This window comes from Pseudomonas juntendi (genome assembly GCF_021560075.1).
Classification (GTDB): domain Bacteria; phylum Pseudomonadota; class Gammaproteobacteria; order Pseudomonadales; family Pseudomonadaceae; genus Aquipseudomonas; species Aquipseudomonas juntendi.
This window is the reverse complement of sequence record NZ_CP091088.1, coordinates 1,428,127-1,439,541: the sequence shown is the minus strand read 5'-3', so window position 1 is coordinate 1,439,541 and position 11,415 is coordinate 1,428,127. Positions and strand designations below refer to the sequence as shown.

The following is an 11,415-nucleotide window of genomic DNA, read 5'->3' as shown; positions in this document are numbered from 1 at the left end:
GCTTCAGACACTGGCAAAGCCTGTAAGCTTGCCCAGTGCCAAGACTGATACAAATGGAATAGGAAAACAAACGATACAACTGATCAAGTGTCAGCCCAGCCTGCCGAATTGGCGGACAGGCGAGAAAGGCGGCAAGGTTTACCGGGCCTGTCACGCACTCCAACAGGTGATCCGCCGGCTATAAAGCCCGGTAGCTCGCATAGTGGACGGCGCTCGCTGGCTGCCCGAGCTCTGGCCGCGATAGGTGACGTTGAGACTCTGCAAACTATCCTGGGCCAACAACACCTGGATCACAGCAAGCCGTACCTCAGCGTTGATCAAAACACCCTTCGCCGGGCATTCGAGCTGTGCTTGGCGTAGGTTTCGTACCGTTGCGGGCCGGGATTGAGGGTTGAAAACCGCTTGGGTGTGGGAAAATTGCGGCATTGAGTTGGGATTTCGACCAAGTCCGTTATCTTCAGGACATATTTCGTTGTGTGACCTGATGGCGCGAGCAATTAGGGCAGATTATGGCCTTTCGTTTCCGGCGACTCGTGAGACGCTGAACTCATTACGAATACCGAGGAAAGCCCATTGGACTATATCCTTGTCGCCTACGCCTTCCGGGAAGAGCTTGAGAAGCAGAAGGGCTTGGATCAACTCCCGGACCACTTGAAGAAATTTCCATGTGGCTGCTGCGGCGTGGTGTCTGAACTGCTCGGTGACTATTTCAATACGCAGCTTGGGTTGCGGGTTGAGTATGTTTGCGGCGAAAAGGACGGTGGCTCTCATGCCTGGATTGAGTTAGATGGCGTCGTCATTGACATCACCAGCGACCAATTCGAAGGACGCCCGCCGGTGTTCATCGCTGCAAAAGATAGCTGGTACACCTCTTGGGAAGAGGCATCGCGGAATTTTGCAATCCACCATCCAAGTGCCTGGACATATCGCGAAGAGCGCGAAGTGCTTCGAAAGGTGCTCAGTAGTGCCGGGCTTCCCGATCCAGACGTATAAGAAATCCCACCCATAGCAGTTCGCGAAAACCGTAGCGCATGACTTTCCGAATTCAGTGTGCTCCCCTTATGCGCAACGCATGAGGCCGATGCGGTCAGGCTCGCCCCCTACAGGGTAATAGCTGTGTTTTGCGAAACATTTGCAATGTTGGTCGCCTCATGGCGGAGGTCGTGAAGGCGTAGGCCTTCGATTCCGGCGGCCACGCAGGCCCGGGGGAAGTAGTTGCTGATCGTGTTGAGTGCCAGGTTGAAGTACCGGCCGCCACCGATCGGCGTGGGCAAGCCCTCCAACAGAGCGATCGCCCGGGATGACAATGGCACGGCGCGCCGCTCACCGTTCTTGGTGTCTTCCAAATAGGCCACTTTGCCGCGCACCTGGTCACGGCGCAGCATCAACAGCTCAGACCGGCGCATCGCCGTCTCCACCGCCAGCTCAATGAACACCGGAAGCTGGGCATTCATCTGGCCGGCTGCCTTGTACAGTGCGGCGAGCTCTGCCGGCGTCGGGCGCCGATCCCTTTCCTTGCTGCCCTTGGGCATCCGTATAGCTCGGCACGGATTGGTCAGTCCCTCGATACCCCATTCCTTGGTGGCCACGGTGTAGAGATGGCTGATCACCGCCAGGTTGAGGCGTACTGTTGCCGTAGACTTCCCTTGCCTCAGTTCAGCATCGCGATACGCTGCCATGTCGCTCGAGCGGATCGCGGCGAGCCCCTTGCTGGCCAGCTTGTGCTCTTTCCACTTCTTGATGCGAACCTGTTCCTGCTTGGCGCCCTTCTTGGTGGACGTGACTTCTGACAGGTAGCGGTCCAGGGCCTCGGCGAGCGTGGTGCTCTCGGCTTCGCGCATGTCGACGAATCGAGCGCGCGACATATCGCCTTCGATCTCGGCGGCCCATCGCTGGGCTTCTGCCTTGGTGTCAAAGGTGGCGGAAAGGGTTGGATATCCTTTGCGGCGGATCTGGGCGCGCCAGGCGTCCCCGCGCTTTTCGTAGTAGGCCATGGGGGAAATGATAGCGAACGCCTAGGGGAAATACACGCTCCCCCATTCCCCCAAAATTCCCCCAAATGAAAAAAGCCCCGAGGGCTATACAGCGCTCGGGGCCTTTAATATGGCGGAGAGATAGGGATTTGAACCCTAGGTACTGTTGCCAGTACAACGGATTTCGAATCCGTCCCGTTCGACCACTCCGGCATCTCTCCAATGCCGCGCATCATACCAGCGTTCTTTTAAAACGCAAACCTTTTTTTAAAAAAAATCGCGTGGTATCAGGCGCTTGCGTGAACGCACCGCTTACAGCGGTACGCCCAGGCGCTTGGCAACTTCTTCGTAGGCTTCGATCACGTCGCCCAGGCCCTGGCGGAAGCGGTCCTTGTCCATCTTCTTGCGGGTTTCTTTGTCCCACAGGCGGCAACCGTCTGGGCTGAACTCGTCACCCAGCACGATCTGGCCGTGGAATACGCCGAACTCCAGCTTGAAGTCGACCAGCAGCAGGCCGGCGTCATCGAACAGCTTGCTCAGCACTTCGTTGACCTTCAACGACAGCTTTTTCATTTCTGCCAACTGCTCGGCGGTGCCCCAGCCGAACGCGACAACGTGGGACTCGTTGATGAACGGGTCGCCCTTCTCGTCGTTTTTCAGGAACAGCTCGAAGGTGGAGGGCTCCAGCTTGATGCCTTCTTCAACGCCCAGGCGCTTGACCAGGCTGCCGGCCGCGTAGTTACGCACTACGCATTCGACCGGGATCATGTCCAGCTTCTTGACCAGGCATTCGTTGTCGCCCAGCAGCTTGTCGAACTGGGTCGGCACGCCGGCTTCTTCCAGCTTTTGCATGATGAAGGCGTTGAACTTGTTGTTCACCATGCCTTTACGGTCGAGCTGTTCGATGCGCTTGCCGTCGAACGCCGACGTGTCGTTACGGAACAGCAGGATCAAGCGGTCGGCGTCATCGGTCTTGTAAACCGATTTGGCCTTGCCGCGGTAGAGTTCGTCGCGTTTTTCCATGATTGGGCTCCGCTTGCTTGAGGTGTTGGGCTAGGCGATTTCGCGCCAGTCGAGCCCGTGTTCCTGATTCGCCACCTGGAGCCAGTCCGGGTCGCACCCAAGGGTGTCGACGAAGCACTGGCGCGCCAGATGTGGCAGGTTGTTCTTGCTGCTGAGGTGGGCCAGCACCAGGTGCTGCAGGTTGTTCCAGCCCAACTCGTGCACCAGGCGCGCGGCCTGGTGATTGTTCAAATGCCCTTGCATGCCCCCTACCCGCCGCTTCAAGAACGCCGGGTAGTGACCGCGCGCAAGCAGGTCGCGGCAGTGGTTGGCCTCGATCAGCAGTGCATCCAGGCCTTGGTAGCGTTCCAGCAACAGCGCGTCGTACGAGCCCAGGTCGGTGAGCATGCCAAAACGGCGCTTGCCGTCACCGACCACATACTGCAAGGGCTCGTAGGCGTCGTGCTCTACCCGCGCGGCGTTCACTTGCAGGCTGCCGATATGCAGGCTTTGGCCACAGGCCAGAAAACCGGCCACCTCCACCGGCTTGCGCATGCCGCGCAGGGTGCCTTGGCTGAGGTAGACCGGTACATTGTAGCGCCGTGACAGCAAGCCGACCCCATGCACGTGGTCGGCATGTTCGTGGGTGACCAGCACAGCACTGAGTTGCGCCGGCGAAACCCCGAGCAGCGCCAGGCGCCGCTCGGTTTCGCGCAGGGAAAAGCCGCAATCGACCAGGATGAACGTGTCACCACTGGCGATCAGCGTGCCGTTCCCTTGGCTGCCGCTTCCGAGTACCGCGAAGCGCACTTAGCCCAGGTGGTCCTGAATGGCGCTCAGCACGCGGCGGGCGACATCGGGCGGCGCCACGGTGTTGATGTTTTTCTCGACGGTGACCTGCACGCTTTCACCCACCTTGCTCAGGCGCACCTGGTAGCGCTCGGCACGGGCTTCACGCTCTTCCTTGGTGGGCTCGCTGCCGAACAGGCGGCCGAAGAAGCCCGGCTGGTTCTGCTTGTCTTCAGGCTTTTCCGACAGGTTGATGTAGTACAGGCCCAGGCTGCGGTTGATGTCCTCGACACGCCACTGGCCACCCTGCTCCAGGGCGCGACCTACACCCGACCAGGCGCGGTCCAGGTCGGAGCCCAGGTAGAGTACCGGGTTACCGCTGCCGTCCTCGCTCAGGCTGACGCGGCTTGGCGCGTCGAAATCACGCTCAGCCAGCAGCGACACCGAACCGCCCTTCTCGGCGCTGCGGTTCATGCTGGCCAGCATTTCGTCGACCAGCAGGGCATCGGCGCCGGCATTGGCGGAGGTGGACGGGAACGCGGGCTCGGCGGTGCTGCCGGCCGGGCGCTCGACGCTGACCACATACACCTCGGAGGTGTTGCGTTGCACGCCAGGCTCCATGCGCACACGTACGCGCACTTCGCTGTCAGCGCTGCTGGCAGTGCTGGCCAGGCGCTGGCCGAGCGATGCCGACAGCTCGTCGAAGCGCTGCCAGCTGGTGTTGAATTCACCGGTCTGCGGGCGCTCTTCGTCGATACGGAAGCCGTTGTCCTCGAAGAACTGGCGGGCCACCGGCCACACCTCGGCCGGCGAGTGCTGGGCCAGCACCCAACGGCTGCTACCGCTGCGCTGCAGGCTGTAGTCGGTGACCTGGCCAGCGCCACCGGTCAACGGTTGCGGCCGCGGCACTTCGTACTCGCCCGTGACGTTGTCATCGGCGACGTTACGCGGAATTGGCAACAGCGGGTCGAGCCGCTTGACGTTGCTGGCGTCCGGCGGCAGCTGCATGGGCGCGGTAGGGTGCGCCTGCAGGTAGTCGCTGCCGCGGTCGCGGAAATAGCCATCCTCGCCCCACAGCCAGCCACACCCACTGGTGCTGGAGATAATCAGGGCAAGGGCAGAAAGACCAGCCAGTCGCTTCATGCGGTGTACTTCCTCTTAAACCAGTACGCCGGACTGGCGCAAGGCAGTACGGACTTTGTCGTGGCAACCTTCGCTGAGCCAGGTCAGCGGCAGGCGAATACCCTTTTTCATCAGGCCCATTTCAACGAGCGCCCACTTCACCGGGATGGGGTTGGCTTCGCAGAACAGCTCTTTGTGCAGTGGCATGAGTTTTTCGTTGATAGCGCGGGCCTTCTCGGCATCGCCCGCAAGGGCGGCCTCGCACATATCGGCCATTTCGCGCGGGGCGACGTTGGCGGTGACGGAGATGTTGCCCTTGCCGCCCATCAGGATCAACTCGACAGCGGTCGGGTCATCGCCAGACATGACGATGAAGTCGCTGGCAACGCCTTCCAGGATGGCCTTGGCACGGGCCAGGTCGCCGGTGGCTTCCTTGATACCGATGATGTTCGGCACAGTCGACAGGCGGATCACGGTCTCGGCCTGCATGTCGCAGGAGGTGCGGCCCGGCACGTTGTAGAGGATCTGCGGGATGTCGACGGCTTCGGCAATGTGCTTGAAGTGCTGGTACAGGCCTTCTTGCGTTGGCTTGTTGTAGTACGGCACCACCAGCAGGCAGGCATCGGCGCCGGCATTCTTGGCGTTCTGGGTCAGGTGCACGGCTTCGGCAGTGGAGTTGGCACCGGTACCGGCGATGACCGGGATGGGCTTGTTGCTGCGCTTGACGCGCTCGACCACATGCTTGATGACCAGGATGTGCTCTTCGACATCGAGCGTGGCCGACTCACCGGTGGTGCCGACAGCGACGATCGCATGGGTGCCGTTTTCCAGGTGGAAGTCTACAAGTTTGTCGAGGCTGCCCCAGTCAACACGCCCTTGTGCATCCATGGGTGTGACCAATGCCACCATACTGCCCGCAATCATGTAACTGCTCCTGCCGGAAAAAGAGAGCGGTAATGGTACTGGGGGCATCGGCCTTGCACAAGCGAAGCAGGCGGGCGGAGCATTCCCCTCGGCGCCTTATTTCGCTACCCTTGATGCTTTGATCGGTGCAGCGCGGCCCGCCGGGCCGTCGACCTTGCTCCCGGCCAGCGTCCAAGACCTCGCATGCGAGCCCCGGGCCCTGCCGACTGGAGGCTTTCTCCCGTCCTGTACCGACCGCTCATCGCTTTAGGAATGCTGCATGTCCACCCCCACCGTCCGCGAACAATTCCTCGTCATCAGTGCCTTGGGGCCCAACCCCATGGAACTGGCCAACGTCCTCAGCCGCGCTGCCTTCGAAAACCGCTGCGCGGTGGTTACCTCGCGCCTGAGCCGCCACGGCGAAACCAGCGCCCTGGTGCTGCAGGTAGGCGGCAGCTGGGACGCCCTGGCCCGCCTTGAAGCCATGTTGCCAAGCCTGGGCAAGAAGCACGGCCTGACCTTGGACGTGGTGCGCAGCGCCGACCAGGAGGTACGCCCGCAGGCCCTGCCTTATGTGGCCTACGTCAGCGCCGCCTACCGCCCGGACATCATCAACGAGCTGTGCCAGTTCTTCCTCGACCACCGCGTCGAGCTGGAAGCCATGACGTGCGATACCTACCTGGCGCCGCAGACCGGCAGCAGCATGCTCAATGCCCAGTTCACCGTCATTTTGCCGGCCGGCACGCAAATCAGCTGGTTGCGTGACCAGTTCCTGGACTTTGCCGACGCCCTGAACCTCGATGCGCTGATCGAGCCATGGCGCCCACAGAACCCAATGTAAGGAAGCGATCATGGCTGTAGCACTCGACCAACCTGTAGCGCACTTCCAGGCCCAGGCCACCGGCGGGCAAACCGTGAGCCTGGCCGACCTCAAGGGCCGGCAGGTGGTGCTGTACTTCTACCCGAAGGACAGCACCCCGGGCTGCACCACCGAAGGCCAGGGCTTCCGCGACCAGCATGAAGCCTTTGCCGCAGCCAACACCGTGGTGTTCGGCGTGTCGCGTGACGGCCTGAAGTCGCACGAGAACTTCAAGGCCAAGCAAGGCTTCCCGTTCGAGCTGATCAGCGACAGGGACGAGGCCCTGTGCCAGCTGTTCGACGTGATCAAGCTGAAGAAGCTGTATGGCAAGGAGTACATGGGCGTCGATCGCAGCACCTTCCTGGTCGACAAGGACGGTGTGCTGCGCCAGGAATGGCGTGGGGTGAAGGTGCCCGGGCATGTGGATGCCGTGCTGGCAGCAGCTCAGGCACTGAACAAGGCTTGAGATCGTTGGGGGCGCTTTGCGCCCCTTACGCGACATGAGGCCGCTCCTACGCCGGGCGGGGGCGGCCGGCAGTACTGAGGGGGCGGGCCGGCATCATCGGAAATCGCGATGCCTGTAGGAGCGGCCTTGTGTCGCGATGGGCTGCAAAGCAGCCCCAAATTTACAGCATCGGTGAAACAATAGGCTCCTGCCGCGGCCAGGCATCCAGCACAGCCTTGATCAGGGTCGCCAGCGGGATGGCGAAGAAGATCCCCCAGAACCCCCACAGCCCGCCAAACAACAACACCGCGCAAATGATCGCCACCGGGTGCAGGCTCACGGCCTCGGAAAACAGCAGCGGCACCAGCACGTTGCCATCCAGCGCCTGGATGATCGCGTACACCGTCATCAGGTAGATGAACTGATCGCCCCAGCCCCATTGGAACAGTGCAATCAGCGTGACCGGCACCGTTACCACTACCGCGCCCACATAGGGCACCACCACCGACAGCCCCACCAGCAACGCCAGCAGCGCGGCATAATTGAGCCCGAGGCTGATGAACGCGATGTAGGTGGCAATGCCACAGATCAGAATCTCGATGCCCTTGCCACGGATGTAGTTGGCGATCTGCCGGTTCATCTCGCTACCCACCCGGTTCAGCAGGGTGCGCTGGCGTGGCAGGTAGCCACTGACCCAGCGGCCGATGAGTTCGCGGTCCTTGAGGAAGAAGAACACCAGGATCGGCACCAGCACCAGGTAGATCATGGCATTGACCAGCAATGGCAGGCTGGACAGCGAGAAGGTCAGCGCCCATTGGCCAAACTTGCCGATTTCACCGCGCACCGATTCGATGGCATGCAGCACCTGCTCGTCCGACACCAGGTGCGGGTAACGCTCGGGCAACAACAGCAACAACGACTGCCACTTGCCGAGCATGCCCGGTAGCTCGTTGAACAGGGTGATCAGCTGGTGCCACAACAGCGGCACCAACACCAGCATGAACAGCGCCAGCGCCCCCATGAACAGGGCAAATACCAGCATCACTGCCAACCGCGTGGGCACCCGCAAGCGCTCCAGGGCATTGACCAGGCCTTGCATGAGGAACGCCAGCACCATGCCCGCCAGCACCGGCGCGAGCATGCCACCCAGGGTTAGCACGGCCGTGAACGCCAGGAACAGCAAGACCGCCAGCACCACCGCTTCTTCATCGGAGAAGTAGCGCTGCACCCAGTCGCGAAGCACTTTGAACATTGACGATCCTTGGTAAAGACTCAGGCCTTGCGCAGCCAGTAGGTGTAGGTGCCGGCCTCGGCCGTTTCCTGCAGCAGGGTATGACCGGCCAACGTGGCGAAAGTGCGGAAGTCGCGCTGCGAGCCGGTGTCGGTGGCGATCACCTTGAGCACCGCGCCGCTGGCCAGGCGGTTGAGCTCCATCTTGGCCTTGAGCAGCGGCAAAGGGCAATTCAGCCCGCTGGCGTCGAGTACGGCGTCGCAGGTCAGGGTGTCACTCATTGCAGGATCTCCAAAGGCATTGCCAGACTGCTTGTTGGCAGGGCTGCCTAGAATAGCGCCACTGGTCGCCAACGTGTGAGCCCGCTACAGTAGCTATCTTTGACACCGACGCGAGCTTCGTGCATGAAACTACTGCGCCCTACCCTGCTGACGCTGGCCTGCCTGTTGGCCCTCCCCGGCCATGCTGACGACCTGCCATCACTGGGTGACGCCAGCTCCGCGATCGTCTCACCGCAGCAGGAACACCAGCTCGGCCGCGCCTGGCTGAGCCTGTTGCGCGGCCAGGTCAACCAGCTCAACGACCCGCAACTCAAGGACTATGTCGAAACCAGCGTGTACAAGCTGGCCGAGACCAGCCAGCTGCAGGACCGGCGCCTGGAGTTCATCCTCATCGACAGCCGCGAGCTCAACGCCTTCGCTGCGCCCGGGGGCATTGTGGGGGTCAACGGCGGGCTGTTCCTCAACGCACAGACGGAAGGCGAATACGCCTCGGTGCTGGCGCACGAACTGGCGCACTTGTCGCAACGCCACTTCGCCCGCGGCGTCGAGGCCCAGCAACGCATGCAACTGCCGATGATGGCAGCGCTGCTGGCCGGGATCGTACTGGCGGCGGGGGGCGCTGGCGACGCCGGCATCGGCATGATTGCCGGCACCCAGGCGGCGGCCATTCAGGAGCAGCGCCGGTTCTCGCGGCAAAATGAGCAGGAAGCGGACCGCATCGGCATCCTGAACCTGGAAAAGGCCGGCTACGACCCACGCAACATGCCAACCATGTTCGAGCGCCTGGCCCGCCAGTATCGCTATGACGCCAAGCCACCGGAATTTCTGCTGACTCACCCGGTGACCGAGTCGCGGATCGCCGACACCCGCAACCGCGCCGACCAGGCGCCACCGGGCGGTATCGAAGACAGCGCACGCTACCAGCTGATTCGCGCCCGCGTGGCGCTTATCTACGAAGGCATCCCAGGGCTGGCGGCCAAGCGCTTCCGTGCCCAGCTCGACGAAGACCCCAAACTCGATGCTGCACGCTATGGCCTGGCCCTGGCGCAGATCAAGGGCGGCCAGCTGAACGAAGCGCGGGAAATGCTCAAGCCGCTACTGGCCAAGGCGCCCAACGACATCACCTACAACCTGGCGCAGATTGACCTGGACATCACCAACAATCGCCTGGCCGATGCCCAGCAGCGCGCCGAGCGCATGCAGCAGCTATACCCCGGCAACTACCCGCTGAAACAAGTGCGCGCCGATTTGCTGGTCAAGCTGAACAAGCCTGCCGAAGCCGAGAAAGTGCTGGACGAGCTGGTGAAAAGCCGGCCGGATGATCCGGACGTGTGGTACGACATGGCCGAGGTGCGCGGTTTGTCGGGCAATACCATCGGCTTGCACCGGGCGCGGGCAGAGTACTTCACCTTGGTGGGGGACTTTGACCAGGCGATCCAGCAGCTGGATTACGCCAAGCGCCGGGCCGGCGGGAATTTCCCGCTGGCTTCGCAGATTGACCAGCGCCAACGCGAGATCATGGAGCAGCAGCGCATGGTCCGGGACATGATGGGGCGCTGAGCCCCGGGGCGGCCGTGGGGCACGATCGGGCTGCTGTGCAGCAGCCCCCGGCCATTACGCCGCGTCGTGTTTGCTGACCGGCTGCTGGATGAACCGCAACATCCACTCGCCCACCAGGTCGCCCTGGTGCTCGCTGGCCAGGCTGGCCACCGCCTTCTGGTACACCTCGTCGCCCAGGTATTCCTGGCGCGCATCGAGCAGCGCGCGGGAGTAGTCGTGGACAAACTCCGGGTGGCCCTGGAAGCACAGCACCTGGTCGCGGATGTGATACGCCGCATTCGGGCAGAAATCGCTGGAGGCAATGACCGTGGCGCCTTCCGGCAGTTCGGTCACCTGGTCCTGGTGGCTGATCAGCAAGGTCAGCTCCGACACCTCAGGGTCCATCCACGGGGCGTGCGCCGCCAGCGAGTAGCGGTGAATGCCCACGCCCCAGCCCTTGTCGGCACGCTCGGCCTTGCCACCCAGGGTCAACGCAAGCAGCTGGTGGCCAAAACACACACCCAGCAATTTCTCGCCACGCGCGTAAAGCTTCAACAGGTAGGCCTTCAGCGTCTGGATCCAGGCATCGGTACCAAACGAGTCTGCCTTGCTGCCCGTGACCAGGTAGGCATCGAACACTTCGCTGTCGGCGGGGTAATCGCCGTTCATCACGTTGTACACACGAAACTCTGCGGCAATCGGCTGTCGCGAGAACAGCTGCTCGAACATCCTGCCGTAGCCCTGGTATTGCGCCGTCAATTCCGGCCGCAGAACATCGGTCTCAAGGATGCAGATGCGTAACGACATAGGATTAGTCCTGAACGACATGGGTGGGAATCTGCTGTAGAGCCTGACGCGAAAGGCACGTACAAGCAAGTAGGCGGCACTGACGAACGGTCACATTTTGTCGGCGCCCTATGGATGGCTGCGCCACCGTCTAGCGAGAGCATGCTAGCGAGATGGCACATGGCCTCATAGCCATGAGGCCTGAAAGTCTCGACTACTAGAACAAAGAGTTCTCGAACATGGATAACGCACGCCCTACTGTTGGTTGTATATCCACTCATAAAAGGCAGGCAGTTAAGGCGCCACACCACGCTATTGCGATCGACCCGAAGCGCGACAAGGAAGCCAACGGGTACTCAGGAATAACAACAAGAAGGCGGTCCGCCATGTTCAGACATTCGAAAATACGCCAAGCCGGGCTTATTTTATTCGCCACTACATTGCTGCTGATCGTGCCGAACCTGACACGGTTGTTCGGCTGACTG

General features: G+C 61.8%; 13 protein-coding genes and 1 tRNA gene. 5 read left to right on the top strand and 9 right to left on the bottom strand.

The annotated features are described in order from the left end of the window. The first annotated feature begins 573 nt into the window (after nt 1–573). Nucleotides 574–993, top strand: coding sequence for a hypothetical protein (locus L1P09_RS06550; RefSeq protein ID WP_009681704.1), 420 nt, complete (start codon nt 574–576; stop codon nt 991–993). Nucleotides 994–1,100: 107 nt separating this feature from the next. Here the strand turns inward: L1P09_RS06550 and L1P09_RS06545 are convergent, their stop codons facing one another. The 6 genes from L1P09_RS06545 to dapA form a co-directional block, all read right to left on the bottom strand. Beyond that, the gene (locus tag L1P09_RS06545) at nt 1,101–1,994 is read right to left on the bottom strand and encodes a tyrosine-type recombinase/integrase (RefSeq protein ID WP_235768625.1); all 894 of its coding nucleotides are present in this window, start codon (nt 1,992–1,994) and stop codon (nt 1,101–1,103) included. Nucleotides 1,995–2,104: 110 nt separating this feature from the next. After that, a tRNA-Ser gene (locus tag L1P09_RS06540) sits at nt 2,105–2,194 on the bottom strand. Nucleotides 2,195–2,285: 91 nt separating this feature from the next. After that, nucleotides 2,286–2,996 (bottom strand): phosphoribosylaminoimidazolesuccinocarboxamide synthase, encoded by a 711-nt coding sequence (gene purC, locus L1P09_RS06535; RefSeq protein WP_004375217.1) that lies wholly within the window; start codon nt 2,994–2,996, stop codon nt 2,286–2,288. A 30-nt stretch (nt 2,997–3,026) separates the two neighbouring features. After that, nucleotides 3,027–3,785, bottom strand: a complete 759-nt coding sequence (locus L1P09_RS06530; RefSeq protein WP_235768623.1) for an MBL fold metallo-hydrolase — start codon at nt 3,783–3,785, stop codon at nt 3,027–3,029. Further along, entirely contained in the window at nt 3,786–4,907 is a 1,122-nt protein-coding gene (bamC, locus tag L1P09_RS06525; protein ID WP_009682010.1) for an outer membrane protein assembly factor BamC, read from the bottom strand. Nucleotides 4,908–4,922: 15 nt separating this feature from the next. Further along, entirely contained in the window at nt 4,923–5,810 is an 888-nt protein-coding gene (dapA, locus tag L1P09_RS06520) for a 4-hydroxy-tetrahydrodipicolinate synthase (RefSeq protein WP_009682011.1), read from the bottom strand. 259 nt (nt 5,811–6,069) lie between these two features. Between dapA and L1P09_RS06515 the strand changes: the two genes are divergently transcribed. Both L1P09_RS06515 and L1P09_RS06510 read left to right on the top strand, forming a co-directional pair. Beyond that, nucleotides 6,070–6,630 (top strand): glycine cleavage system protein R, encoded by a 561-nt coding sequence (locus tag L1P09_RS06515; RefSeq protein WP_009682012.1) that lies wholly within the window; start codon nt 6,070–6,072, stop codon nt 6,628–6,630. Between the two features lie 10 nt (nt 6,631–6,640). Beyond that, nucleotides 6,641–7,114 (top strand): peroxiredoxin, encoded by a 474-nt coding sequence (locus L1P09_RS06510; protein ID WP_192440529.1) that lies wholly within the window; start codon nt 6,641–6,643, stop codon nt 7,112–7,114. 160 nt (nt 7,115–7,274) lie between these two features. Here L1P09_RS06510 and L1P09_RS06505 read toward each other — a convergent pair whose 3' ends face one another. Beyond that, nucleotides 7,275–8,345 carry an AI-2E family transporter gene (locus L1P09_RS06505; protein ID WP_029887111.1) on the bottom strand — a complete coding sequence of 357 codons (1,071 nt, stop codon included), beginning with the start codon at nt 8,343–8,345 and terminating at the stop codon, nt 7,275–7,277. A 20-nt stretch (nt 8,346–8,365) separates the two neighbouring features. Beyond that, a complete protein-coding gene (locus L1P09_RS06500; RefSeq protein WP_009682015.1) occupies nt 8,366–8,605 on the bottom strand; it encodes a sulfurtransferase TusA family protein in 240 nt (79 codons plus the stop codon). A gap of 123 nt (nt 8,606–8,728) precedes the next feature. On the opposite strand from L1P09_RS06500, the gene L1P09_RS06495 reads away from it, so the two are divergent. Further along, on the top strand, nt 8,729–10,165 hold the full coding sequence (locus tag L1P09_RS06495) for a M48 family metalloprotease (protein ID WP_235768621.1): 1,437 nt from the start codon (nt 8,729–8,731) through the stop codon (nt 10,163–10,165). A 54-nt stretch (nt 10,166–10,219) separates the two neighbouring features. Here L1P09_RS06495 and L1P09_RS06490 read toward each other — a convergent pair whose 3' ends face one another. Further along, on the bottom strand, nt 10,220–10,951 hold the full coding sequence (locus tag L1P09_RS06490) for an amidotransferase (protein ID WP_029887109.1): 732 nt from the start codon (nt 10,949–10,951) through the stop codon (nt 10,220–10,222). 218 nt (nt 10,952–11,169) lie between these two features. Between L1P09_RS06490 and L1P09_RS06485 the strand changes: the two genes are divergently transcribed. Further along, the gene (locus L1P09_RS06485; protein WP_235768984.1) at nt 11,170–11,412 is read left to right on the top strand and encodes a hypothetical protein; all 243 of its coding nucleotides are present in this window, start codon (nt 11,170–11,172) and stop codon (nt 11,410–11,412) included. The last annotated feature ends 3 nt before the right edge of the window (nt 11,413–11,415 follow it).

Coding starts and splice junctions, on each gene's coding strand:
- L1P09_RS06545 (WP_235768625.1), bottom strand. CDS start 1,994: ATGGCCTACTACGAAAAGCGCGGGGACGCCTGGCGCGCCCAGATCCGC.
- purC (WP_004375217.1), bottom strand. CDS start 2,996: ATGGAAAAACGCGACGAACTCTACCGCGGCAAGGCCAAATCGGTTTAC.
- bamC (WP_009682010.1), bottom strand. CDS start 4,907: ATGAAGCGACTGGCTGGTCTTTCTGCCCTTGCCCTGATTATCTCCAGC.
- dapA (WP_009682011.1), bottom strand. CDS start 5,810: ATGATTGCGGGCAGTATGGTGGCATTGGTCACACCCATGGATGCACAA.
- L1P09_RS06515 (WP_009682012.1), top strand. CDS start 6,070: ATGTCCACCCCCACCGTCCGCGAACAATTCCTCGTCATCAGTGCCTTG.
- L1P09_RS06510 (WP_192440529.1), top strand. CDS start 6,641: ATGGCTGTAGCACTCGACCAACCTGTAGCGCACTTCCAGGCCCAGGCC.
- L1P09_RS06505 (WP_029887111.1), bottom strand. CDS start 8,345: ATGTTCAAAGTGCTTCGCGACTGGGTGCAGCGCTACTTCTCCGATGAA.
- L1P09_RS06500 (WP_009682015.1), bottom strand. CDS start 8,605: ATGAGTGACACCCTGACCTGCGACGCCGTACTCGACGCCAGCGGGCTG.
- L1P09_RS06495 (WP_235768621.1), top strand. CDS start 8,729: ATGAAACTACTGCGCCCTACCCTGCTGACGCTGGCCTGCCTGTTGGCC.
- L1P09_RS06490 (WP_029887109.1), bottom strand. CDS start 10,951: ATGTCGTTACGCATCTGCATCCTTGAGACCGATGTTCTGCGGCCGGAA.
- L1P09_RS06485 (WP_235768984.1), top strand. CDS start 11,170: ATGGATAACGCACGCCCTACTGTTGGTTGTATATCCACTCATAAAAGG.